The sequence below is a fragment of the Agrobacterium sp. genome (genome assembly GCF_059499945.1).
In genome coordinates this window covers 106,652-129,978 of record NZ_JCABZP010000005.1, presented here as the reverse complement: position 1 = coordinate 129,978, position 23,327 = coordinate 106,652, and the positions used below count along the sequence as shown (strand labels likewise).

Genomic DNA, 23,327 nt, shown 5'->3' with positions numbered 1-23,327 from the left:
TGGTGGGGTCAAATAAGCGGCAAAGCCGTCCTAATGCGGGTCTATTCCGGCCAAATTGACGACATGTCGGCCCTGAGTGAACCTGGGGTCGTGCCTGTCCATCGGCGAAAGGCGCGGCGAAAATTGTGGGGGTCCGTAAAACCGACAGCAAAGGCGATCTGCTCCACCGACATCTGCGGATTTGCCAACAACTCCAAAGAACGGTTTTTGCGTAATCCGTCGAGTAGTCCCTGGAATGAAACACCGCTTTCCGCAAGTCGGCGGCGCAACGTCCTCTCGCTCATGCCGAGTTCACGAGCAACTTTGGTGACGTTGATGCGATCCTGTAGCTTTTGTTTGAGAACCCGCTCCACGGATTCCGTTATCTCCGCCGCTTCGCGGGTGCGGGCACGGTTATAGGCGAGGAAGTCGAGAAGTTGTCGGTGAGTGAAGCGATCCGACGTTGCGAGCGATCGCTTGTACCAGGAAGGATCATACAGAAAAGCGTTCTCCATCCGCCCGAAGCGCACATCACAGCCAAACACCTTCTGATAGGCCGCCGCATGTGCCGGCGCCGGATAGGCAAAATCCACTCTGAGAGGCCTGAATTCGTCCCCTACGAGACCCACGGCAATGCCCATGAAACTCGCAAAAGCCTCCTCCACCAGAAATACATAGATGTCCGGGTCGTGGAAACGACTTGATGCCGTCACGACGATACCTTCGCTCGTCTTGTGAGTATCAAATTCCAGCATGCTGCCGGTGTCTTTTTGGAGCTGCAGACCGAGCTTGACGGCATCTCCTATGGTTGGCGCCGTCAGCATCGCATATCCCACAAGGCCAACCGAGGTGATCTTTTCCCGGATCCCCGTCTCGAGCCCCATCGCCCGTCCTTTCGCCATCTGCATCGCCCGGAGAATGGCTTCTCGACCTTGTCGAAACGATACCCGGCAGGCAGGATCATCGAGATCTTCAATTGTCAGGCCCAAACCGACAAGCAGACGGAGTGGGTCGAGACCCAAGTCGGAGAGCGTCGCAACAAGGCTGCGGATGAGGAAGGCCGGAATGTTGGCCGTGATATAACGTGTATCGACTGATTTCATTTAGGCTCCCGGCCCTCCTCCTGGCTGAGCTTCGTCTCCACCTTTGACAAGCCCCCTTCGAATTGCCGAGTATCCGATAGAGCAACGCGTAGCTGGCGATCGAATGAGAAAACCAATCTTATCGCAGATCCCTGGCTCCGTCTTAGATTTTGACCTCCCGGCCCGCTCGTCCCGTCGATTCCGGTGTTTGCAAGAAGGCAGGTAAAAATAAAGCCTTTCCGTCAAGCTACCCCAGCAATTCGAGCCATTGATTGGCCGGATATGACCCCAAAGAGGCCCCTGAAATCCCTTGCCGGGGTCCGTGCTCTCCATATTCTGAAGATTGTAGAAGCGACAAGACCGGGTCCGGCGGCGCTTTTGCTTGAACCTCGTGGGGAACGTTCGAATGATCTTGTGGATTTTGGGATTGAGCGCCGCCTATGCGGTCGCGCTTAACGGGACGATGGTTATGCCAGTTGTCGTTCTGTCGATGAGCAAGCTCGCCGGTTACGACGAAGGTCTTGCGACCGTCGTAGCGAGTGCAGAGTTGGCGGGGATTGCAATCTACGGCATCTTCCTGGCGAAACTAGCGGCAAGGTCATGGCGCCTTGTCGCTATTGGAGGCGTTCTGGCGGTTCTTCTCGGAGAGGCGGCAAGTTTTTGGCTGCAGTCGCCCCTGACACTTTCCGCCGCGCGTTTGATGACTGGCCTTGGCGAAGGCGCCATCTTCAGTTTGGTGTCGATGAGCCTGGCATCGCTTGCCAATGCGGAGCGGCTGTGGGGCGTCCTCAGCCTTATTGGCGGTTCAGCAATGGGCGTCCTTCTGTTCGTCGTTTCATTTATGCCGCACCAGCAAAGCGGTGCGCCGGTGTTTCTTGTGCTGGCAGCTTTTACGGCAATCGCGGCGCCATTTTTTCTACTGATCGCAAGGCGACCAAATGCCATGGCCACAGCCACCGGGCATTCGCGGTTGGATCGGTCGAAAATGATGTTGACGATGATGATCGTCTTTCTCGTATACGCTGTGCAGGCCGCACAATGGGCGATCTGCGGCTATATCGGAGAACGCGTTGGACTGAGCAACACTGAGGTCGGCCTTTATCTCGCTGTGTCGTCGCTCGCGGGCTTTCTGGGAGCAATTGTGCCCACAATGACTCATGACCGGGCCAAGCGGCTCCCTTTTGTCATGGGAGGTTTCTTGATCATGGCTGTGTCGATCTACTATCTCTTCAACGTTTTCACCGAAACGGTGTTTGTTGCCAGCCAGGTGTTTATCAACGTCGGATTTTACATTGTCACGCCCTTCATCACGGGCGTGCTGACTGAAAACGATCCTGACGGTTCTTTGATGTCACGGATTTTGGTGATCGCGATCATTGGCGCGACCATAGGTACAGCACTCGTCGGCCCGGTGTTTTCTGCTGCGGGCGCTTCAGTAGTCGCTTGGGCTTGCCTCCTGCCGCTAGCTCTTGCGGTCCTTTGCGCAACGCTGGTGTTTGGCCACCTTCATCGCGGTGTGCCGGTCGTGGCCAATAATGGGATAGTGAAGTGAAATGTTGAATGACACCGATCTCGGAAAACTGGAAGCGATACTGTCGATCCAGCAAGATGCCTTTCAGCGCGAACCTTACCCATCCGTCTCGACCCGCCGCGACAGGCTGAATCGTATCGGCTTGTTGCTGAAAGACCATCGGGAAAGCTTATGCGCAGTTGTTTCGAAGGATTTCGGGCACCGTTCTCATCACGAAACGACTCTTCTCGAAATAGCACCGCTCATGGGATCGCTTCGCCACACACGATCGCATGTGCGGCGCTGGATGAAACCTGATCGCCGGGCCAGGTCAATCGAGTTCCTTCAACTGTCGAACTGGGTACAGTATCAGCCACTGGGTGTTGTCGGCATCATGGTTCCATGGAACTATCCGCTTTTGCTGGCGCTTGGTCCGCTGATTGAAGTTTTGGCAGCTGGAAACCGGGCGATGATCAAGCCGTCCGAACTCTTGCCCGAAACATCGGCATTACTGGCGAAACTCATCGGTGAGTATTTCAGCCCTGACGAAGTGACGGTGACCGAGGGCGGCGTGGAGATGGCAACCGCCTTCTCGGGTCTTCGCTTCGACCACCTGCTTTTCACGGGCTCTACAGGTGTGGGCCGCAAGGTTATGGCAGCGGCTGCAGCCAATCTCACTCCGGTCACCCTGGAACTTGGCGGCAAATCGCCGGCAATCGTTGCGCCGGACTACTCCATCGCCGCCGCCGCTCGCGATATCACCTTCGGCAAGTTGATGAATGCGGGGCAAACCTGCATCGCCCCGGACTATGTCCTCGTCGAAAGAAGCAAGATCGACGTGATCGTGGAGGCGTTGTCGAAGGAAGCCCGCGGTTTCTATCCGGAGTCGACGGCGCTCCAGCACTATACCGGCGTGGTCGGCGAGCGCGCGCACGCGCGTTTGTTGCAAGGGCTGAAGGAGTGCACGGATCGTGGTGTTAAAGTCGTGACCGTCGACATCGACATACCCAGGTCCGGGCGCAGCATTCCCCCGAAGCTGCTCATTGATCCTCCGACTGATTGTCTTCTCATGGAGGAGGAAATCTTCGGCCCCATTCTTCCGATCATACCCTACGACACCCTGGATGAGGCGGTCGCCTTCGTGCGCGCAAGACCACGGCCGCTTGCGCTTTATGTCTTCACCCACAACAGGTCGACACAGCGTAAGATTCTTGAAAACACCATTTCAGGAAATGTGACAATTAATGGCACGCTACTGCACATCGCGCAGAATGATCTGCCGTTCGGAGGTGTAGGGCCCAGCGGGATCGGAGCCTATCATGGACATGAGGGCTTCGTGCGGTTTTCGCATGCGCGGGGCATTGCAAAGGTGAGAGTGTTCAATCCTGCACGCTTCGCCATGCCGCCATATGGTCGTATCGCCGAATTTCTGGCTCGATTTATGACTCGATCGTAGCTGAAACGTCAGCAATGGCAGTGCAACTGCACGCCGAAGCACGGCGGCGCCTGTTTGCTGAGAGGTGTATAGGGCTCCTCGAGCTGGAACGATTCCAATGTCGCCTAACTCTGGCAAACGAGTCGACAGTGATGTCGCAGGTCCGCTCAAGCGTAAGACGTGTATTCGTGTTGAGCCAAGAACCTAGCGTTCTTCTGCGATACCAACAATTCTAGCAGAAGGTTTAAGTTCAGCGTTTATTTGATGATGTAAAATCTCGCGGAATTTGCCTCCCGCCGTGCGGAACACCTGAACATAAGCGACATTTTGCATGCTCGATTTCATGACGCTCTACGTGATCATCATGCTCAATTCCCTAAGCTTCGCTGTGATTTGGGCCGCAATTGCAACATCCTACAAATCGCTGCGGGCGGCGCGCTATTGGCTGACATCCTTGATGATGACCTGCGCGAGCGGCCCGATGCTTGTGGCTGGCGAGGGAACCCCCTTCCTCAAACACATAGCTATTTGTCTCGTATCGGGAGCCTTTGCCGTAAACTGGCAGGGCCTACGCGTGTTCTTTGGCCATACTGCAAACCGCAATGCAATCTACGTTGTAATGCTTGCAAGCCTGGCTGCTATGATGGTTTTTGGGTCAAGCGGGGAAGCAAAAGACGTCGTTTTTGCGCTTACCCAGGTCGTACCCGTGTTGTTGGCGATAGTCACACTGCTTTCGGCACCGCAGCGCTATGTCGGCAAACACGTGACAATCGTTGCGGCCGTGATTGTGATCGTTGGGCAAACAGCCGACGCACTAGCCAATGCCCTCCAAATGTACGGGGTAGTTTCCGCGGAAAACTACGACGCCGTAGCTCCATGGTTCCTTGTCTGTGCGATCGTGAGCGGGGGAATATTGAACCTTGGATTCTTGATCATGGCGCTGGACCGCTCCCGCGACGAGCTAAACCAACTGGCGACCCGCGACGATCTCACCGGCCTTCCAAATCGGCGTGGTTTTCGTGAGAAGCTCACCCATTCTGAAAAGTCGCTAAGCGGCAAAGACACGACAGCTGTCTTGATGATGATCGACCTGGATAAATTTAAGGCAATAAACGATACGTTTGGACATGCCGCCGGTGATGCAGCCCTTGTCCACATCGCCGCGATTGCCCAGAGTGTCTTGCGTGGCGATGATATCCTTTGCCGCATCGGTGGGGACGAATTCTGCGTTTTCCTTCCCCAAACCGATACCAAAACCGCATCGGCGGTGGCTGACTCTTTGAATAAGAAACTCGCGTCCACGCCGTTCCGGTGGAAAGAGCACGAGATTGTCGCTTCAGCGAGTATTGGCCTGTCTGAATGGCGGCCTGCTTCTGAATCGAGCCTATCCGATAGCATTGACAACGCCGATGCAGCCCTCTTGAGAACGAAACGCAACGGGCGAAACAGCCATTCAATTCACGAAACACAACTGGGGCAGTGAGCTGACTGGTGGGCTCTCGCTCGCCGTCCCTATCACTGGTCACGACGAACGAAGGCACCTCGTTTCCACCGCAATGGCCGGTCGTGCCAAATCGGCAGCCAACGTTTCGTAAAGCGCAACGACATCATCATTCTCCCGCGACCGAAACTGGCAGAGCGCTAGAGATAGAGAAGTTGGTCTGTCGTAGTCTCCATGGAAGGCAGTGGAGCTTGGCGAGAAAGTGTATCCCTCCCCCAAAAAATCGTGGCGGAAGCCAGAGCAGGCATCGGCCGTTCTTTGACCGTCCACAACAACCGAGGGGGCCCACATTCATCCCTTGAGCTGCAGACGTTGGAGCAAGCTCACTTCAAAAAGATCCGACGCGAGCGAAGAAACCCTCTGACACCGACCGCCAGGGTATTCGGTCGTTGCGACGGCTGACCAGTGCCGTGCGGATCCTCGTACCGCATTGCAAAAAAGGCTCGACCGCGCAGAGCTGGATCAGGTTCACGAAGCAAGCAAAGCTTTGCTGGTCAATTCCGAAAGCCTCGCCGCCGCCCTCGACCAGATCACCGCCAATGTCGGCTCCTCGACGAAGGTGACGGAAGAAGCCCGCATGGTGGCGACCCAAACCAACCAGAGTGCGTTGAAATCCGCCGAGGTCGTTTCCCATGCCGAGGAGGCGATGCGCCGGATCGAGGATAGCTCGCAGCAGATCTCCAACATCATCGGTGTCATCGAAAACGCCCGTATACGGTAATCTCTCCCAACCCAAGTTGATAACCCGCTGATCCCGCGTCCAGAACCAAAAAACTGCGAGATTAGCGCGTCGGGTTCATCGCAATTCGCCTTGGGAGGGATCCGCGCTGATCTCTCTCATCCTCCCGTGGCGCGGTTTGGTTGCCAGTCTCGTGTTGCTTCATTTCAAGCGGCTATGTTGCCTGTCTCTTACCATCCGTCCCATCACGCCGGCTCAATCGGGATGATCCCAATTCGGCGGCAAGTTGGTTTTCGTTTGGTATTTTCGCGCCAGGGCGGAACGTGCCGTCCGCGATTCTCTCCAGCACATGGACTTTGATTTGTTCGTATAAAGGCTGCGGTTGCAAGAGCATGCGATCTTCATGTAAGAACCTAAGGCGAGCACCTGCTCCGAATATTTCTTTTTCGCTGACAACGCGAAATTATAGCACGTGAACTTGTACAAGCGATGGCTCTTAGAAGGATCCAATGATGGTTACCACTGGATTGTTGGAAGCTATCCCGGCAAGAGGAGCTGCACTAGCACTTCTGTGCCGGGTGTGAGGTGCTCCTCTGGTCTGCTTACTGCCTGGTATATCCATCTGCCAAACAGTCCGATCGGCGCCTAAGGAGTTGACGCCGATCGGAAGACGGAATTCTGAGCCTATCGATCCTCAAAAATCCTTGCAGAACCGTTTTGCCTCGAAGATGGCCCCGTAGATGCTACGGTTCGTTACGGCGTCGCCAATCCGAAACAGCTGGAAGGTCCCGTTGTCGTTTGCAATAACGGTCTGCTTTCGTCCGTCGATCAATGCCTGATAGTCGACTTCGCCGAGGTTGGATGAATGTGGTCGAAGTTCAAAATACAGATCCTCCCGCGGGACTGTACCCAGATCATAGACGATTTGGTCCACCGCTCGCTCCTCAAGACGCCCATTGAACTCGTTCTGCAGGACCGCGATGAGTGAATTGCCTTCCTTGTAGGCTTTGGTCAAACGCACGTTGGGTGTTGGAATAACGTCGTTGTCGTAAAGCTTGCGCATATACGCAACTTGCGTCAGCGCCCCCGTCTCTTCAGCAAGGAAGCGATCCGGTGTGATCACTTCCACGGTGGCGCCGCGCTGAGCCATATATTCTGCAACGCCGACACCTGTGTGCAAACCCACCTCGTCGTAAATCAGGACATTGCTGCCCGTCTCGGCCACGCCGCCAAGAATGTCCCATGATGATGTGGTCAAGTCTGCTCCTTCGATCGAAGGTGGCAAGGGTGTCCCCCCGGTGGCAACCACTACGACATCCGGGCTTTCAGCCATGACGGCGTTCGCATTGGCCATCGTCGAGAGGCGCACGTCTACACCCTTCTGATCGAGCTGTCGCTCCAACCAGCGGATGATGCCGCCGAGGCCTTCCCGCCAATTCACGTTCTTTGCGAGATTGATCTGACCTCCGAGCTTGTCGCTTCCTTCGAAGAGGACAACTTTGTGCCCGCGTTCGGCAAGAACACGCGCCGCTTCCATTCCTCCAGGACCGCCCCCAACGACAACGGCCTTTCGCTGCTTGTCAGCCTTGGGAACCAAATGTGGCATCCAGGTCTCATTGCCCGTGGACGCGTTCTGCACGCACTTGACCCCGCCATTGCCTGCGAAATCGCCGCAGTAATTTGCGCCGACGCACTGCCGGATATCGTCGGCGCGGTCTTCCATAATCTTCTTGACGAGGTGGGGATCGGCAATGTGAGCGCGCGTCATGGCGACGATATCGATGTGCCCGTCAGCCACGGCCCGGTTCGCCGTCGTCATGTCGCGGATCGCCGAAGCATGCAGGATCGGGATATCGACTTCAGCCTTGATGGCGCTGGCCAGATAAAGATAGGGCGCCGGCGGGTGGGACATATCCGGCAGCAGCTTCGCCAATGCCACGTAGCTGTCGCCAGTGGACTGACAGACACTGATGTAGTCGATGAGACCGCTGCCCGCATATGCGGTGGCAACGCGAACACAATCTTCGCTGGTCAGACCGCCAGGCGTCAGTTCATCGCCTGGGAGGCGCATGCCGAGCACAAAGTCGTCACCAACCCGCTCCCGGATTGCTGCCATCACTTCCATGCCAAAACGGCAACGATTTTCGAAACTGCCGCCATATTTGTCGGTGCGCATGTTGGTTAAAGGAGACAAGAAGCCATCGACCAAATGGTGAGCCGTCGCCATGACTTCGATGCCATCGAGACCAGCGCGTTTGCAGCGATCGGCGGCATCAGCATACGCTTTGAATACGCGCTTGAAGTCCCAGTCTTCCATCTCCTTGGCGAAGGACCGGTGCTCGCCCTCGCGATTGGCAGAAGGCCCAATCAGGGGCAGCCAGTTGTGGCTGTCCCAATGGGCACGTCGTCCCATGTGCGTTATCTGGCAGAAGATCGCGGCGCCGTGTTGATGAACGCCGCTGGCGAGCGCTGTAAGGTGCGGAAGCGCCCGATCTGTGCTCACATCGGCCTGATTGAAGGGAAGTGGCGAGTCCGGAGCAACGGAGGATGAACCGCCGAAGATCGTCAGCCCGATGCCTCCCTTTGCCTTTTCGGCATGGTAGAACTGATAGCGCTCTGTTGGCATCCCCTGCTCCGAAAGCGCTGCAGCGTGACCTGTCGAAGCCACGCGATTGCGAAGCGTTATGTGCCGCAACCTGAGCGGCTTCAGCAAGGCGTCGTAATTGCCCATCGATGATATCCTGATGTGTGTGCCGCAAACCGCGGCGTTCTCGATTGCGCCTGGAATTACTTCTCGATCGCAGCGACGGCTGCGATTTCTACAGTGTGATCCTTTGAGGTCGTGAAACGCGACTCCATGCAGTAGCGGGTTGGGGCATTGCCTTTGGGCATCCAAGCTACCCACGCCTGGTTCATCGCATCCCAGTCGTCCATATTCTGTAGAAGGACCGTTGCCTGCACGATGGAGGACTTGCTAGACCCGGCCTCAGCAAGGAGGCGATCGATACGCGCGAGGATTTCCGTGGTCTGCGCGCCGACGTCCTTCCCTGCGGTGTGGTCCGCAGGCTGGCCAGACAGAAAAACAAAGCCGTTTGCCTTTACTGCCTGGCTAAGGCGCTCATTGGTCTCAATACGCTCTACTGACATCTAATCTATCCTTTTCGCTTGAATTCTTTAGCTGGACCCGTCGGCACAGGATTTCGGCGAAGCTCTCCCGTTCCGCCCAGAACGCTGGGCAGAGGAAAATGTCGACCGCTCTCGATGTGTTGATTAGTCTTCGCGAACCGCTACGGCTGCGATTTCAACCTTGTGTGCCTCAGATGTCGTAAAACGCGACTCCACGCAGTAGCGAGCAGGAGCTTTGCCTTTCGGCATCCAGGCGACCCAAGCCCGGTTCATCGCATCCCAGTCATCCATGTCCTTGAGCAGCACGGTTGCCTGAACAATCGAAGATTTGCTGGACCCCATTTGACCGAGAAGCTGGTCGATCCTCTGAAGGATCTCGTTTGTCTGCGCCTCCACGTCCTTTCCGGCGGTCTTGTCGGCTGGCTGGCCAGAAAGGTGGATGAAGCCATTGGCATCTACGGCTTGGCTGAGCCGCTCGTTTGTCTCAAGTCTGTTCGCGCACATAGTTCCTCCTTCTATGAAACTGGTCGGTGGTGGTTGGCATCTTGCCGACGTGAAAAAATAGAATGCCCGCCGTCACGCTGTCTCGGGCGGACGCATACGGTCCAGCCAGGTCGGATCCATTTCGGGAACGGACGACAATAGCTTCGCGGTGTACGGATGGTGAGGCCCAGCGAGCACATCTTCCTTGCGTCCTGACTGAACCACCTTGCCACGGTGCATTACGACCATGTCGTCGGCGATCGCTCGGACGGTCGAAATGTCGTGGGTGATGAAGAGATAGGAAATCCCAAACTCCTCCTGCAGGCGCCTTAAAAGCTTCAGTATCCCTTCGGCAACCAACTGGTCGAGCGAAGATGTCACCTCGTCGCAGATGATGACATCGGGATTGAGCGCGATGGCCCGCGCTATGCAGATTCGCTGCTTCTGCCCGCCCGAAAGGAGTGACGACTTTCTGTCGAGGATACTCTCGTCGAGCTCGATCAGATTCATCAGTTCCCGAGCCCGCTTTTCCAGAGCGTCCCCCCGCATACCCAAATGCTTGTGTAGCGGCCTGGAAAGAATGTCGCGCACCGTCCGTTTTGGATTCAGCGCCGTATCGGGCGTCTGGTAGACCATTTGGATTCGTCGCAGCATGTCCACGGAACGCTTCTTGTAGCTCCGTGCCAGTGGCTGACTATCGAACCTGATTGCGCCGCTGTCGGGCGGCAGCAGTCCCGAAACCACTCTCGCGAGAGTCGACTTGCCGGACCCAGATTCCCCCACGATGGCAACCGTTCGGCCACGAGACAGCTCGATCGACACATTATCCAAGACCTTCACCGGACCGTACGAGGCGCTGATATTCTTAATAGAAAGCAAGGTCTCAGCCGATGTGCGGCTTTCCGACTGCAAGGCACGGACGGCCCAGAGTGACCGCGTGTAAGCCTCGCGAGGAACATTCATTATCTGATGGGTCGGCCCCTCCTCTACAATCCGTCCATGCTTCAGAACAACAATGCGGTCCGCAAGCTGAGCAACGACTGCAAGGTCATGGGAAATGTAGAGCGCGGCCGTGTTGGTCCTGCGGACTGCATCCTTGATCGCTACCAGTACTTCAATTTGAGTTGTTACATCCAACGCGGTGGTCGGCTCGTCAAAGACGATCAGATCTGGACCGCAGGACATCGCCATCGCCGTCATGACCCGCTGAAGCTGGCCTCCGGATACTTCATGCGGATATCTGCTTCCAATCGTCTCGGGCTCGGGGAGATGCAGACGCCTAAACAAACTGATGGCATTGGAAACAGCACCGTCTCTCCTCGCCACCCCATGCCAGACCTGCGGCTCGACAATCTGCCTGAGCAATCGATGTGCAGGATTGAACGCTGCCGCGGCTGACTGCGCCACATATGCGATGTTCTTTCCTAGGAAGTTTCGCCTCTCCCGGCTCGATACCTTCGTCAGATCTTTACCTATAAGCTCGACCGTGCCTGACGATATTCGACAGCCCGCTCGGGCATAGCCCATAGCAGCCAGTCCGATACTGGACTTGCCAGCGCCGGACTCGCCGATCAGCCCAACAACTTCACCGCGTTTCACAGTCAGGTCTATGCCATGCACGATGTCCGACCAGTCGTCGTCCCGCATCGCCTGGATTTTTAGCCCTTGAATTCGCAGGAGATCCTGGCCACGAACGCGCGCGGCTGATGCTCTGTCTGCTGCGCCTTGAGACGAGGTGTTCAACATTCCAATCAATCCCTCGTTCTATCGGTGCTGAGCAGAGCCCAGTCGACCACCAGGTTGATGCCGATCGTCAGCAGCGCAATAGCAGCGGCTGGCAGCAGTGGGGTGATATCCCCATAGTTAATCAGTGTTGCGGTCTCACGGACCATAGATCCCCAGTCTGCCGTCGGTGGCTGAATGCCGAGGCCGAGGAACGACAGTGCCGCAAGTGTGAGGAAAACGAAGCAAAACCGCATTCCAAATTCGGTCAGGAGCGGTGCGAAGACATTCGGGAGAACCTCCCGGAAGGCGATCCATGAGAGTTTTTCGCCCTGCAGTCGCGCGATCTCAATGTAATCCTGAACGACGACGTTGAGTGCAACTGCGCGGGAGAGGCGGAAAACGCGAGAGCTATCCAACGCAGCGATGATTAGGATGAGGTTCGGAACGCTGTTGCCAAAGATAACGAGCAGCACCAGAGCGAAGATCAGTTGAGGGATGGCCATCAGGATATCGATGGCCCGCGACAAGATCTGATCAGTTACTCCTCCAACAATGGCAGCGGCAATACCCAGTGCACCCCCAAGGGTAAACGCTAGGGCCGTCGTCACAAACGCGATGCTAACAGTGTTTCGCGCGCCATAGATCAGGCGGGAAAACATGTCTCTCCCGAGCTGGTCTGTCCCCAGAAGATTGGCCGCACTCCACGGCGCAAACTGTTCACCAACAATCTCGGACTCGCCATAAGGCGCAATCCAGTGCGCAAACAGCGCCATGGCTAAATAGGCCGCAATGATCGCAAAGCCGATCCAAGCCGTGACTGTGAGCCTTCGCCCCATTCGGCGGCACCGTTTCAGGAAGCCAGGCGAAGTTCCGTCTACTGGGTGTGTGTCAGAACCAACGGCGGAAATGTTTTCCATGATCATTCCCTCCATCAACGGTGATGCAGCAGGCGCGGATTGGTTACAATTCCGACCACGTCTGCGAGGAGGTTGAAGACGATGTACGCCACGGCGAAGATGAGAGCGCAGGCCTGGACGACAGGAATGTCACGCGCGAAGACCGAGTTGACCATCAACTGCCCCACACCGGGATAGACGAAGACCACCTCAACCACCACGACTCCGGCGATGAGGTATGCGAGATTGACCGCGACGATCGTGGCAATCGGCGCCCAGGCGTTCGGCAGCGCATGACGCAGGATAACCTTTGACGGGGACAGCCCTTTGAGGCGCGCCATCTCGATGTAGGGCGTCGACAGAAGATTGATGATGGAGGACCGTGTCATCCGCATCATGTGCGCGACCGTGACGAGCACGATCGTCAGCGCTGGCAGAAAACAGCGAAAGGCGAGCTCCCCGAACGACATGCTGGTATCGATGCTGGCGAGCGACGGGAAGATGTTGTTCCGCACCGAGAGGATGAGCATCAGAATATACGCAACAAAGAACTCAGGCACCGAAATCGTTGTCAGAGATACGACATTGATGATCCGGTCGAAAAATGAGTTGCGGTAGAGAGCCGCCAGAGTGCCTAGGATTAGTGCCAGGGGCACCGCGATCAAGGCAGCGTAGGCCGCGAGAAAAAGAGTGTTGCCGAGCCTCGGTAGAATGAGCGACGATACCGTTCTGCCATGGCCGCCAAGTCCGCCCTCGCTCGCATACGAGTTTCCGAAATCGCCCTTGATGGCGCCTGAAGCCCAAGTGAAATACCTTTCGACCGGGGGACGATCCAGACCGAGCCGATGATTGAAGGCCTCCACAGCCTCGGGCGTCGCGGATTGGCCAAGGATTGCTTCAGCAAACCCGCCAGGCAGCATCGTCACCGAAGAAAAGACGATGACCGACACGGCAAACAATGTGACGATGCCAAGCACCAGTCGGTATAGGATAGTTTCGGCTAACAAGCTCACGAGTACGCTCCTTTCTGAGGGACGCCGCGCGCCGGGCGCGCGACGGGGCTTGGTCGTTCGACACAGGCCAGCCTTAACGAGCCCGCAGATGCGGCCTCGTCCAGAATGGCGCATTTCGATCAATGTCAGCCCTCAAACCACCAGCGTGAGTAGGCGCGACCGCCCTCCATCTGCCAGTCTGAGCCGAGGTTAGGACCATGTTTCACCTTGGCCTGTCGCGCCATCACGAGGTTCGGGAAGAACGCGACCAGCTGACCGCCTTCATCGCGAACCTGCGATTGCATGTCGGCGTACATTTCCTTGCGCTTCGCCTCATCGAGCTCACCTTTGGCCTCGACGAGAGTTTTCTGGAATTTTTCGTCTGACCAAGCCGTGATGTTCCAGGGCGCTCCGTCTCGGAAAAAGGTCGAGAACATCATGTCCGGCGTGGCTCTCGCCCCGTAGCTACCTGCTGCAAACGACTTCTTCAGCCAAACGTTGGACCAATAGTTGTCGGAGGGCTCGCGGACCACGTTGATACCGATGCCGCACTTTGCTGCGCTTTCCGCATAGAGCACGCACATGTCCACACAGCCATTGTAGACCAGATCGCTGGTGGAAACAGAAATCTTGAGACCTTCGGCGCCCGCTTTCTTCAGGTGGAAACGTGCCTTGTCCGGATCGTACGTGGTTTGCTCTAGGTTCGCGTAATATGGCACCACTGGACCGATCGGCTGGTCATTGCCGATCGTGGAATGCCCGAGCGTAATCTTCTGGCGAACCGCGTCGCGATCGAACGCATACTTGAGCGCGCGCCGCACATCGACATTGTCGAAAGGCTTGTCGGTGCACCGCATGTCGAGGCTGATCACCTGCCCGCTCGGCACCTCGTCGATCTCGATCCCCTTCCGCCGCCCGAGCAGCGAGACAGTTTTGAGATCGACGTCGCTGATGGCATCGAACTCCCCTGTCATCACGCCGTTGACGCGTGCCCCGGCGTCGTTGACGCCAAATATCTTGATCTGATCGAAGTACGATTTGCGATGGTAGTTCGGGAATTTCGAGAATGTTGCCTGGACGCCTGGTTGGAACGACTCGAGCTTGTAAGGTCCCGCACCGATTCCCGATGCCCAGTCGGCTTTCCCGTCGGCTCCCGCAGGCATGATAGCGAGGTGATAGTCCGCCAGCAGGTAAGGCAGATCAGCCGTGCCGATCTTCATCTTTACGACTACCGTGAGCTTTCCGTCAGCGTGAACATCTTCGACGTCCAGGAGTAGCCCCTTCGCGCCAGACTGCGTGCTTTCGCCACGGTGGAAATTGAGAGAGGCAACGACATCCTCTGCCGTCAACTCTTTTCCATTGTGGAAGGTTTGACCCGAGTAGAGCTTGAAGCGCCATTCCTTGGCGTCAGGCGATGCCTCCCAGCTTTCTGCCGAGTCCGGCCCAAGCCCGTTAGTATCGGTGACCTCGGTAAGATAGGTGCGACAAATGCGGTTGAGGTGGATAGAAAAAGTACCAGCTGCCGCGCCCGGATCAAGACTGTCGGTTGTGTTGGCATCAGAAACGCCCGCTCGGAAAAATCCGCCGTTCTGAGGTGTAGCGGCCATCACCCGGCTGGACCACATAGTGCCCGCCATTGACGCCCCGACACCCAGCGCGATCGCTCGCTCCATGAACATTCGGCGAGATAGCTTGCCGTTGGCGGCGTCGATGATAGCTTTATCAATATTAATGTCAGTATAAGAGGCCATAGGTATCTCCCACATTCAGAAGTTAATCTTCGCAGTCGGCAACAAATAATTAGATTTATTGCCAATTATACCTTTTTATTATTGAGCATTTCTTTGTTTCGAAGTGCGTACCCTTGATTTTTACTGTATGGCGATTTTTGGATTGTGCAACGATTTTTTTGGTATTTCTCCTTCCTTTTGACTGTCGTCGGTCCCGGAGGACAAGACGCTCGTGCCCCATTCGAAAAGCCTTTCCCGCGCCCGACACGTTGCTCTCAACACCGTGTCAGCTACAGATGCACTTGCTGCCGCTCTTCCTCAGCGTATCCTGAACGGAGAGTTCAAATCCGGCGATTCCATCCGCGAGGTGCAGGTCGCGGAAACCTATGGCGTGGCCAGGCACACTGTCCGGTCAGCCTGCATTCTCCTTTCCAATGCAGGACTGCTCATTCGAGAGCTCAATCGAGGAGTGTTCGTCCCAGAGCTCAGCCAGAAGGACATCGAGGATCTTTTTTGGCTTCGCGCCTGCCTTGAAGTACCGAGTTTCGAAAGGCTTGCAGAAATGCGTCTTCCTTTGAACGAGGCGCAGCAATGCTTGCGATGAATGGAGGAACTCCAAGCGGGCGGCTCTCCGTGGTCCGAAGTTATCGAGGCGGATCTCGCGTTCCATCGCGCCATCATTTCCGCCGCGGGAAGCGATCGCATGGTCCGAATGTTCGAAGGCATCGCGACTGAATTGAGCCTGGCGTTCGTACAGCTCCGGCCGCGCTACGCCGGGACATTCGACCTCGCGCTTGAGCATCGCGCCCTCCTCGCTGTACTTCAGACCGGAGACCCCAAATCGGCAGCCAACGCTATCAAGCAACATCTGGATGCCGGATTGTGGGATATCATCGGCACAACGAAGCGCACGCGAACCAGAAGCTCGGCTGCATGAGCCGATGTACCTTCTGGTGTGAACCGACCCATCGCGGTCGTACATGCGTCTCTGTACCAATTGACTTTTCCTCGGTTGGGTTGGCTCTGGTCCTCTGCGTAGTCAAATATTGCGCCGCCAGTCCGGGCCATCCATGAGCATTTTCTTCATGATGGATTCGAGTGTGCGTCGTTCTTCATAGGATAGCGGCGACATCAGCTCACGCTCGCGCTCCAAGAATACAGGTATGGTCTGATCATAAAGGCGCTGGCCAATCTCGGTCAGAACCAACAACTCCTTGCGACGGTCGTTCTCAACCGCTTTTCCGTGGACTGCGCCTCGGCGCGTCAGGCGATTCACGGCGCGCGAAATGGAGTTCCTCGGTCGACTGTTCAGGGCACAGAGTTCGGTTGCCAGCGACGGGCCTCTAGCTGCTAGTGTCGACAAGACGTTGAATTCATCCCGCTGAACGTCGAACTCCTTCTCGATTATCTTCAAGCACGGCGTGTAAAGAGTGTTGGCAAAAAGACCAAGCAAAACGCTGTCTCGCATGGGCGTTTTCTCGTGGAAATCCAACACTTTATCTAACCAGTCTGTGTGATCACTCATCAATCTTAAATCCCGTCCGGCCAATCCTTTAGGCTGGCTTATCTGATTCTGAGTTCGGCAAAACATCGGGCCGACCTTCGTGGTTATGTTACTATGCTAAGCGGGGTCGCGACTTTCACTTTCATTTCGCTGTTCCTTCCCTCATCGCTTAGCCTCAAATGCCGCGAGCAATTCGTGTTCCATCGAAAATCGCGGCATGGACGTTGCGGGAAAGAACAGCGTCGCCAATTCTGAAGAGCTTGAACGTCCCGTCCGGGTTCCGGTTGATGGTCTGAAGTTCACTCCGGAGGAAGGCGGCCATGTCGAGTTCGCCATGGTTCGTCGAGCGAGGCTTCAGTTCGAAATAAAGATCCTCGACTGGTACGGTTCCCAGTTCGCTGATGACCTGGGTTACCTCACGTTCGAACTCCGAGTTCGAATAGTGTTCGCGAAGCACTGCAATGAGGCTGTTGCCTTCGGTATAGACACGGACAAGGTGATGGCTCTGTGTCATCACGACGTTGCGGGCATAAAGGCGCTTCAGGAAGCTCTTTCTAGCTGAATTGCCGACATCTTCACCAATAACCTGATCAGGCGTAACCAACTCGACTAGACTGCCGCGAGTAGAGCAGAAATCCGCCACCGTCAGGCCCTGATGCATGCCGACTTCGTCGTACACGAGGATGTTTTCACCTGGCTGGACCTCACCGGAGAGAATTTTCCACGCGTCGGTCACGAGTTCGGCGCCAGGAATACGGAATGGAGCCGGCGTCCCTCCTGTCGCAATGATAACCACATCCGGATTCTCGGCTTCAATCAATTCGCGCGTTGCCGCAGTCCCCACCCGAACATCGGCTCCAAGCTTCCGTACCTGGCCGTCGAGCCAACGTACGATCCCGTCCATATTGGCGCGCCAACCGACTTTTGAGGATAGCTTAAGCGCACCGCCAAGCTCGCCGTCCTTTTCGAATAGGACGACGTTGTGGCCTGCTTCGCGTGCACTGCGCGCTGTCTCAAGTCCAGCAGGACCACCGCCAACCACTACGACCTTGCGAGGGGTTGCAGCCTTCGGAACGATATGCGGAAGACTTGCTTCGCGGCCCGTCGAGGCGTTCTGAACACAGGCCATGGGCTTACCCGCGCTCACCCGGTCGAGACAGTAATTTGCACCGATGCACTGGCGAATATCATCCTCGCGGCCGCTGAGGAGTTTTGCAATCATGTGAGGATCGGCGATCTGAGCGCGAGTCATTCCCACGAGATCGATATGCCCGTTCTCCACGGCCCTCGCTGCTGTAGCGAGATCGCGGATACCGCCAGCATGAAGAACGGGGATATCCACCTGCGCCTTGATAGCAGCGGCTAGATACAGGAATGGCGCGCTCTCATAGTCCATGTCCGGGATCATATCGAGGAGGTAGCTTCCATAGTCGCCGCTTCCTTGCGAGATGTTCAGGAAATCGAGAAGTCCGGATTCGGCGAGAGCAACGCAGACCTCGAGTGACTCGCGCTCATCCAGTCCTCCCTTCACAAGGTCGTCGCCAGTTATGCGCACACCAAGGGCGAAATCCGGACCCACTTGCTCGCGGATGGCCTGAAGAATCTCGAGCGGAAAGCGGAGCCGACCTTCTCGGGAGCCGCCATATTTGTCTTTACGTCTGTTCAGCAGAGGCGACATGAAGCTGTCAAAGAGATGGTGCGCGATTCCGGCAACCTCCAAACCATCAAGACCACCATCCTTCACCCGCTTGGCAGCATTTTCGTAATCCCGAAGAACGCGGTCAAAATCGAAGTCCTCCATTTCCTTGCCCCACGAGCGATGCATGGGCTCGCGGTTATGTGAGGGGCTGATAAGGGGAAGGAAGGGGTCGAGATCCCAATGGCCCCGCATGCCCATATGAGAAATCTGTACCATGATTGCCGCACCCTCGGCGTGGACACGGTCCGAAAACTGCCGCAGATAGGGAATGACACTGTCATTGGCGACACTGATCTGACTGAACGTAAGCGGACTGTCTTCAGCCACCGACGAGGAGCCTCCGAACATTGCAAGTCCAATCCCGCCGCGCGCCTTCTCGACATGGTACAATTGGTACCTCTCCTTGGGAGCGCCATCCTCGGCGTAAGCAGGGGCATGGGACGTCCCGAAGATACGGTTACGGATCGTAACCTTGTTGATCTGGACAGGTTTGAAGAGCGCAGAATAATCAGACATGCAATTTGCTTTCGGTTTTGTCGGTCTGGGGCGCACCCATGAATCCGTGAGCTCGCAGATCTTCGATGATCAGTTGCGCCGCAGCCTTTGCATCGAGGTCGACGATTGGCACGCCAGTTGATTTTGGAGAAGATTTTCCCGGTCGAATTCTTGCCCCCCGTTTTCGCGCTGGTCGGGTATCGATAGCGGGAAGCTCAATCGGGGACACGGCAGTCGCCAAAACCTCGATACTGCCGCGGCGGCGGGCAGCCAGGGCGGACATTCGCGGCGAAGCAGCACCCGCTGCGACGGATAGCACCGCCGGACACCGGCCTTCATACTGGCGGCGATGCCCGCCCGCTACAGCCTGCGTCACGCGAAGCGCTTCGGAAGCAGCATCGAACGCGGTGACGTTTGCAATGACAGGCCAGCCGAGGCTTGCGCTGAGCATGTAAGGCACGAGACCTGAGCACCCACCACTCTCGGCGACGGTGCCAGTGAGCACGAGGTCCGGTGCAAGCCTCTTCAGAGCGTCACTCAGAACCGCGACCGCATCGCGATTTTCGCCATCCAGAACGAGAATCTTGGAGAGGCCCATTCCCAGGTAGTCGATCAGAACGGGATCTCTGCTGCTCCCGACGTGAACGGCCTGGACTTCCGCACCACTCCGCAGGGCAAGCTCGAGGGCAGCACGGTCGGAGGGAGCCATCCGGCCACGACCGGAAGCTGGGTGACGGCCCGCGGACAGGCATACGCAGATTTTCATTGGATGCCCTCCTCTGCGAGAAACTGGACAATCGCGGGGATTACTTCGTCCGCATTCGCGACGATCGCTACGTCTGCACGTGCCATGATTGGGGCATGTATGTCCGTGTTGACTGCGACTACACGTTGACAGCCGCGGATGCCCTGCAGATGCTGGGGCGCGCCCGAGATGCCCATTGCGATGTAACATTTGGCCTCGACCAACTGACCCGATGCTCCCACTTGGCGAGCTCTAGGCAGACTGCCCGCATCGCAGACAACACGCGAACCTCCAACCGCGGCGCCGAGCTTGTCGGCTACAGCGAAGAAGGCTGGCCAGTCACCGACCCCTGCCCCAGCCGACAGAATGAGTTCTGCTTCAGCAAGCGGGAGGTCAGTCGCGGCCATCCGCACGAGACCAAGGTCTTTGAACAGAGGCTCCGGTTCGCCGGGCAGTTCGGCCTCGAGGGGTTCTGCTGCAAAAAGCAGTTCACCCTCGTAGGCCGCACAGGTCTTCCTTGGGAGGCAGACGAGATAGGGAGCGGGCTGAGTGGTTTCCAGGCGTCCGCCATCTTGAAGATAGGTGACCTGGCCGGGTTTCTGGGCAACGATGTTGAACGCCCAGTCTCTCCCGGACCGAGCGGCAACGCGCCGAGCGATGTCGGACGAAAAGCCAAGATCACCGAAAACAACATGGGCCGGACGCTTGGCGGCAATCAGCTGCAGGATTGTGTCATCTGAAATGCGCGGAAGCTGGAGAACGAAATCTGCTCCCGTCTCTGACGGATTTCCGTCCACCTTCGTGGTCACAAGACAGATTGCATGGTTCGTGAAAATCTCGCGCGTCGTCCCGAGAAGATCCGCCGTTGCCGCTGTCCAAAGATCATCCGACGGCACAATGACGAGTACGAGGGGCGCATCAGGAGCGGGCCTGTGAACGGCATGAGTGGGTGCTGGTGCCGCTGGATCAGCGACCGATAAGGCGACGCGGGATACCTCCAAGGCGGGAGCTGCCGGACCTCGACTGCGCGAACGCGCGTTATCATGCGGGTTTGGTCGCGAGACTGTTGCCGTCCTTTCAGGCTCGGAGACCGGGGCCATCGCACCTCGGCTGCGCAAGCGTGCGCTTTCGTGCAGACTAGGCCGTGGCACGGCCGTTCGCTTCACAGGCTGAGAGACGGCCGGGCCACGGCGATCGAAAAGGGCATTTTCGTGCGGGTTCACCCTTGTGACTAGCGCTGACTTTTCAGATTCGACAGGCTGTTCAGGCTCTACGCGGCAGGTGCGTGGAATTCCAGTCGTACCCGTCGTGCCTCTGGAGCTGCGTGGATCGATGCGCTTGATCACGAACGACCCTCCACGCAATCAAGGAGCATCTCCGCAACATCACGGACATTCGCCTTTTTGTCGGCGACGCCTTCAAGCATCACCGCACAGCCAGGACATGCTACCGCGACACATTCGGCCCCAGTATCTTCGATTTGGCGCATACGCATATCCGGAATGCGGCGCTCACCCGGGATGTCGAGCAAGGGGGCGGCCCCCCCGCCCCCGCAACAGTGCGAGCGTCGACCGGATCGGTCCATTTCCTTCAGATCGGCACCGATTGCCGAAAGGATCTGCCGGGGTGCAGAGAAGACATCGTTGTAGCGACCGAGATAGCAAGGGTCGTGGTAGGTCACGGAGCATTCAAGCTTCACCTTCGGGACGATACGCTGCTCATCAAGCAGCTGAGCGAGGAGTTCGGTGTGGTGAAGCACACTGAAATTGCCGCCGAGTTCGCGGTATTCATTCTTGAGAACCTGCATCGCATGAGGATCAGCGGTAATGATCGTCCCGAAGTCGAGTTGGGACAGTGTCGCGATGTTTCTGGTCGCCAGCGACTGGAAGGTTTCTTCATCACCCATACGTCGAGCCACGTCACCGCAATCCAACTCGGCCGCACCGAGCACGTGGGGATCCAGCCCTCCCTCGCGCATCAGACGCACAAGCGATCGCAGAGTCCTCTGAGCCATCAGATCGAAGGCGCTCTCGCCGACCCAGAGAATATGTTCGGCGCGCTCACCCGGCTTTGCTTCGGGAAGCCGGAGGTCCGCTGCCCAGTCGAAACGGAATGACGTCTCAACGCCACGCTGTGTATCGGTTTCTCTCAAGGATTCGAGCGTCGCCTGAGCGTTGACCGGAACGGTGCCATCGTTCATCACGAGCGAGCGGCGGATATCGATCATCGCATCGACGTGCTCGATCATCATGGGACAGGAGTCCACACATGCCCGGCATGTTGTGCAGGACCAGATCGTCTCCGGATCAATGCCCACAGTGCCATCGCGAGAGATCAGAAGCGAGGCGCCAGGCACGAATGGCTCACTCTGCCCCGGATGCGGAGCACCCGCGTAGTGGAGCCGACCACCATGCATTGTTGCAGCAAGGTCATTGATGAAGCGCTTCGGATTGAGCGGCTGCCCTGCCGCATATGCCGGACAGACCTGCTCGCAACGGCCGCATTGAACGCAGGCATCGAAGCTTGCAAGCTGTGGGACGCTGAACTCTTCGATGCGCTGCGTGCCAAGATCCGCGCTGTCCAGATCGATCGTCCGCAGTGCGGTGGATCGGCCGCCAAACCGCTCGGGTCGAGGATGCATCACGAGGTTTGCGGTGCCAGCGAACGCATGTCGCATCGGGCCGTCCCCCGCCATCCATGCAAGCGATCCGAGCGAGAGCGTGCCAGCCAATCCCGCCAGAACGCTCAGGCCCATCCCGACGTGACTTGGCAAAAACTGGGCCGCAACCGACGCAGATACGAAAAAGACAACTCCGGCAAACAGGACGTGCAAGCGCGAGTAACGGCCCGTAGAAAGCCCAGCATCGTCGGAGCGACGCCTTGCCACGTTGGTGACGATCCCAAATACGGCCGCCATACAGCAGGCTATGGCAAGGGTCGCAAGAACCACCTGCCTCGGCACAATAAGACAGAGAACGAGAAAAATGAGCGACCCAAGCACGCCCCCGGCGAGGAGTGCGTGCATGCGGGCGTTGCGCGGCTTCCCAGCGACTACGTCGTGGACGTCATGCAGATAACGGCTCGGAAGCTCACGAAGCCCTCCCCATAAATTGAGGGATACGGACCGTCCGCGGCGCCAGTCGCGAGCCATGTTCAGGACTCGGTAGGCGCACAGCGATGCCGCAAAAATGAGCACAAAAACAGTCAAAATGCCTCGCATACGCTCACCCGTTATATTTGTTCTATATGGAACAATATGGAGATTAATCGAATTCCACCAGAGCGCAAGATGGGTTCCGCAGCAGATCCTGCTGTTGTTATAAAAACGCTGTTTATGCTGATATAATTTCTCTTTGGTCATCATTGAGCTGACAAAGAGGTGCAATCATCAGGCGTTATTTTGTTCCATATGGGAGATATTTTCGTCCGCGAGTGGTGTGAAATATGAGGCATACAACGTCACGCTCGAGATGGAGGTTGGCGGACGATTGTGGAAGACTAGATGTCGATGGTGATATGCGGGGAAGCAATGAGCAAGCGGAGCAGCAACGAGCTTACGTCCTCTGCTGACCCCACCTTTCGAGATTTCAGCTCGATCTGTGCCGCGAAGAGCGCGCATTCACGACCCGATGAGATCGCCGCCTTTTCGGAAAGCCGGAGGCGGCGTGCGAATCCATGATGAAGGCGATTGCGCTTCTTCCTGGAAACCTTACCAAGAGCGCTGCGTTTTAGTGAGTATAACGAGC

20 protein-coding genes and 1 pseudogene are annotated in these 23,327 nt (G+C 56.9%); 6 read left to right on the top strand and 15 right to left on the bottom strand.

Going from position 1 to position 23,327, the window contains the following annotated elements; all coding sequences use genetic code 11:
* Window positions 1-41: 41 nt before the first annotated feature.
* Window positions 42-1,082 carry an AraC family transcriptional regulator gene (locus AC5I5B_RS05855; protein WP_495752471.1) on the bottom strand — a complete coding sequence of 347 codons (1,041 nt, stop codon included), beginning with the start codon at window positions 1,080-1,082 and terminating at the stop codon, window positions 42-44.
* Window positions 1,083-1,467: 385 nt separating this feature from the next.
* Here AC5I5B_RS05855 and AC5I5B_RS05850 point away from each other — a divergent pair, with 385 nt between their 5' ends.
* Both AC5I5B_RS05850 and AC5I5B_RS05845 read left to right on the top strand, forming a co-directional pair.
* Window positions 1,468-2,613 carry an MFS transporter gene (locus tag AC5I5B_RS05850; protein ID WP_495752470.1) on the top strand — a complete coding sequence of 382 codons (1,146 nt, stop codon included), beginning with the start codon at window positions 1,468-1,470 and terminating at the stop codon, window positions 2,611-2,613.
* 1 nt (window position 2,614) lies between these two features.
* The gene (locus tag AC5I5B_RS05845) at window positions 2,615-4,027 is read left to right on the top strand and encodes a coniferyl aldehyde dehydrogenase (protein ID WP_495752469.1); all 1,413 of its coding nucleotides are present in this window, start codon (window positions 2,615-2,617) and stop codon (window positions 4,025-4,027) included.
* Window positions 4,028-4,210: 183 nt separating this feature from the next.
* Here the strand turns inward: AC5I5B_RS05845 and AC5I5B_RS05840 are convergent, their stop codons facing one another.
* Complete coding sequence (locus AC5I5B_RS05840) at window positions 4,211-4,339, bottom strand: hypothetical protein (RefSeq protein WP_495752468.1); 129 nt, start codon at window positions 4,337-4,339, stop codon at window positions 4,211-4,213.
* Here AC5I5B_RS05840 and AC5I5B_RS05835 point away from each other — a divergent pair.
* Window positions 4,338-5,489 carry a GGDEF domain-containing protein gene (locus AC5I5B_RS05835; RefSeq protein WP_495752467.1) on the top strand — a complete coding sequence of 384 codons (1,152 nt, stop codon included), beginning with the start codon at window positions 4,338-4,340 and terminating at the stop codon, window positions 5,487-5,489. The two genes, AC5I5B_RS05840 and AC5I5B_RS05835, sit on opposite strands and share 2 nt — an antisense overlap.
* A gap of 520 nt (window positions 5,490-6,009) precedes the next feature.
* Window positions 6,010-6,210, top strand: a pseudogene (locus tag AC5I5B_RS05830) (methyl-accepting chemotaxis protein); the annotation flags it as partial.
* A gap of 190 nt (window positions 6,211-6,400) precedes the next feature.
* Here AC5I5B_RS05830 and AC5I5B_RS05825 read toward each other — a convergent pair.
* The 8 genes from AC5I5B_RS05825 to AC5I5B_RS05790 all read right to left on the bottom strand — a co-directional run bounded on the left by AC5I5B_RS05825 (window position 6,401) and on the right by AC5I5B_RS05790 (window position 15,159).
* Entirely contained in the window at window positions 6,401-6,580 is a 180-nt protein-coding gene (locus tag AC5I5B_RS05825) for a GntR family transcriptional regulator (RefSeq protein ID WP_495752466.1), read from the bottom strand.
* A 300-nt stretch (window positions 6,581-6,880) separates the two neighbouring features.
* Window positions 6,881-8,917, bottom strand: a complete 2,037-nt coding sequence (locus AC5I5B_RS05820) for an oxidoreductase (RefSeq protein ID WP_495752465.1) — start codon at window positions 8,915-8,917, stop codon at window positions 6,881-6,883.
* Window positions 8,918-8,973: 56 nt separating this feature from the next.
* Window positions 8,974-9,333 (bottom strand): RidA family protein, encoded by a 360-nt coding sequence (locus AC5I5B_RS05815; RefSeq protein WP_495752464.1) that lies wholly within the window; start codon window positions 9,331-9,333, stop codon window positions 8,974-8,976.
* Window positions 9,334-9,456: 123 nt separating this feature from the next.
* On the bottom strand, window positions 9,457-9,816 hold the full coding sequence (locus AC5I5B_RS05810) for a RidA family protein (protein ID WP_495752463.1): 360 nt from the start codon (window positions 9,814-9,816) through the stop codon (window positions 9,457-9,459).
* Window positions 9,817-9,888: 72 nt separating this feature from the next.
* Window positions 9,889-11,541: an ABC transporter ATP-binding protein gene (locus AC5I5B_RS05805; protein WP_495752462.1), complete on the bottom strand. Its 1,653-nt coding sequence runs from the start codon at window positions 11,539-11,541 to the stop codon at window positions 9,889-9,891.
* Window positions 11,542-11,546: 5 nt separating this feature from the next.
* Window positions 11,547-12,437, bottom strand: coding sequence for an ABC transporter permease (locus tag AC5I5B_RS05800; protein WP_495752461.1), 891 nt, complete (start codon window positions 12,435-12,437; stop codon window positions 11,547-11,549).
* A gap of 14 nt (window positions 12,438-12,451) precedes the next feature.
* On the bottom strand, window positions 12,452-13,429 hold the full coding sequence (locus AC5I5B_RS05795; RefSeq protein WP_495752460.1) for an ABC transporter permease: 978 nt from the start codon (window positions 13,427-13,429) through the stop codon (window positions 12,452-12,454).
* Between the two features lie 125 nt (window positions 13,430-13,554).
* Window positions 13,555-15,159 carry an ABC transporter substrate-binding protein gene (locus AC5I5B_RS05790; RefSeq protein WP_495752459.1) on the bottom strand — a complete coding sequence of 535 codons (1,605 nt, stop codon included), beginning with the start codon at window positions 15,157-15,159 and terminating at the stop codon, window positions 13,555-13,557.
* A gap of 211 nt (window positions 15,160-15,370) precedes the next feature.
* Here AC5I5B_RS05790 and AC5I5B_RS05785 point away from each other — a divergent pair, with 211 nt between their 5' ends.
* Together AC5I5B_RS05785 and AC5I5B_RS05780 are read left to right on the top strand one after the other, a co-directional pair.
* Window positions 15,371-15,742 carry a GntR family transcriptional regulator gene (locus tag AC5I5B_RS05785; RefSeq protein ID WP_495752458.1) on the top strand — a complete coding sequence of 124 codons (372 nt, stop codon included), beginning with the start codon at window positions 15,371-15,373 and terminating at the stop codon, window positions 15,740-15,742.
* On the top strand, window positions 15,743-16,075 hold the full coding sequence (locus AC5I5B_RS05780; protein ID WP_495752457.1) for an FCD domain-containing protein: 333 nt from the start codon (window positions 15,743-15,745) through the stop codon (window positions 16,073-16,075).
* 102 nt (window positions 16,076-16,177) lie between these two features.
* On the opposite strand, the gene AC5I5B_RS05775 is transcribed toward AC5I5B_RS05780, so the two are convergent.
* From AC5I5B_RS05775 to AC5I5B_RS05755, 5 genes are all read right to left on the bottom strand, one after another.
* Window positions 16,178-16,663: a MarR family winged helix-turn-helix transcriptional regulator gene (locus AC5I5B_RS05775; protein ID WP_495752456.1), complete on the bottom strand. Its 486-nt coding sequence runs from the start codon at window positions 16,661-16,663 to the stop codon at window positions 16,178-16,180.
* Window positions 16,664-16,817: 154 nt separating this feature from the next.
* Window positions 16,818-18,857, bottom strand: a complete 2,040-nt coding sequence (locus tag AC5I5B_RS05770; protein ID WP_495752455.1) for an oxidoreductase — start codon at window positions 18,855-18,857, stop codon at window positions 16,818-16,820.
* Complete coding sequence (locus AC5I5B_RS05765) at window positions 18,850-19,602, bottom strand: hypothetical protein (RefSeq protein WP_495752454.1); 753 nt, start codon at window positions 19,600-19,602, stop codon at window positions 18,850-18,852. The genes AC5I5B_RS05770 and AC5I5B_RS05765 overlap by 8 nt, the downstream gene beginning before the upstream one ends.
* Window positions 19,599-19,988: an FAD-binding protein gene (locus tag AC5I5B_RS05760; RefSeq protein ID WP_495752493.1), complete on the bottom strand. Its 390-nt coding sequence runs from the start codon at window positions 19,986-19,988 to the stop codon at window positions 19,599-19,601. The genes AC5I5B_RS05765 and AC5I5B_RS05760 overlap by 4 nt, the downstream gene beginning before the upstream one ends.
* Window positions 19,989-20,923: 935 nt before the next feature.
* Entirely contained in the window at window positions 20,924-22,945 is a 2,022-nt protein-coding gene (locus tag AC5I5B_RS05755) for a DUF3483 domain-containing protein (RefSeq protein ID WP_495752453.1), read from the bottom strand.
* Between the last annotated feature and the right edge of the window lie 382 nt (window positions 22,946-23,327).

Bases quoted from the DNA above. Each gene is read 5' to 3' on its own strand.
- AC5I5B_RS05855 (WP_495752471.1), bottom strand. From the start codon at position 1,082: ATGAAATCAGTCGATACACGTTATATCACGGCCAACATTCCGGCCTTC.
- AC5I5B_RS05850 (WP_495752470.1), top strand. From the start codon at position 1,468: ATGATCTTGTGGATTTTGGGATTGAGCGCCGCCTATGCGGTCGCGCTT.
- AC5I5B_RS05845 (WP_495752469.1), top strand. From the start codon at position 2,615: ATGTTGAATGACACCGATCTCGGAAAACTGGAAGCGATACTGTCGATC.
- AC5I5B_RS05835 (WP_495752467.1), top strand. From the start codon at position 4,338: ATGCTCGATTTCATGACGCTCTACGTGATCATCATGCTCAATTCCCTA.
- AC5I5B_RS05840 (WP_495752468.1), bottom strand. From the start codon at position 4,339: ATGCAAAATGTCGCTTATGTTCAGGTGTTCCGCACGGCGGGAGGCAAA.
- AC5I5B_RS05825 (WP_495752466.1), bottom strand. From the start codon at position 6,580: ATGCTCTTGCAACCGCAGCCTTTATACGAACAAATCAAAGTCCATGTG.
- AC5I5B_RS05820 (WP_495752465.1), bottom strand. From the start codon at position 8,917: ATGGGCAATTACGACGCCTTGCTGAAGCCGCTCAGGTTGCGGCACATA.
- AC5I5B_RS05815 (WP_495752464.1), bottom strand. From the start codon at position 9,333: ATGTCAGTAGAGCGTATTGAGACCAATGAGCGCCTTAGCCAGGCAGTA.
- AC5I5B_RS05810 (WP_495752463.1), bottom strand. From the start codon at position 9,816: ATGTGCGCGAACAGACTTGAGACAAACGAGCGGCTCAGCCAAGCCGTA.
- AC5I5B_RS05805 (WP_495752462.1), bottom strand. From the start codon at position 11,541: ATGTTGAACACCTCGTCTCAAGGCGCAGCAGACAGAGCATCAGCCGCG.
- AC5I5B_RS05800 (WP_495752461.1), bottom strand. From the start codon at position 12,437: ATGGAAAACATTTCCGCCGTTGGTTCTGACACACACCCAGTAGACGGA.
- AC5I5B_RS05790 (WP_495752459.1), bottom strand. From the start codon at position 15,159: ATGGCCTCTTATACTGACATTAATATTGATAAAGCTATCATCGACGCC.
- AC5I5B_RS05780 (WP_495752457.1), top strand. From the start codon at position 15,743: ATGGAGGAACTCCAAGCGGGCGGCTCTCCGTGGTCCGAAGTTATCGAG.
- AC5I5B_RS05775 (WP_495752456.1), bottom strand. From the start codon at position 16,663: ATGAGTGATCACACAGACTGGTTAGATAAAGTGTTGGATTTCCACGAG.
- AC5I5B_RS05770 (WP_495752455.1), bottom strand. From the start codon at position 18,857: ATGTCTGATTATTCTGCGCTCTTCAAACCTGTCCAGATCAACAAGGTT.
- AC5I5B_RS05765 (WP_495752454.1), bottom strand. From the start codon at position 19,602: ATGAAAATCTGCGTATGCCTGTCCGCGGGCCGTCACCCAGCTTCCGGT.
- AC5I5B_RS05760 (WP_495752493.1), bottom strand. From the start codon at position 19,988: ATGGCCGCGACTGACCTCCCGCTTGCTGAAGCAGAACTCATTCTGTCG.
- AC5I5B_RS05755 (WP_495752453.1), bottom strand. From the start codon at position 22,945: ATGATGACCAAAGAGAAATTATATCAGCATAAACAGCGTTTTTATAAC.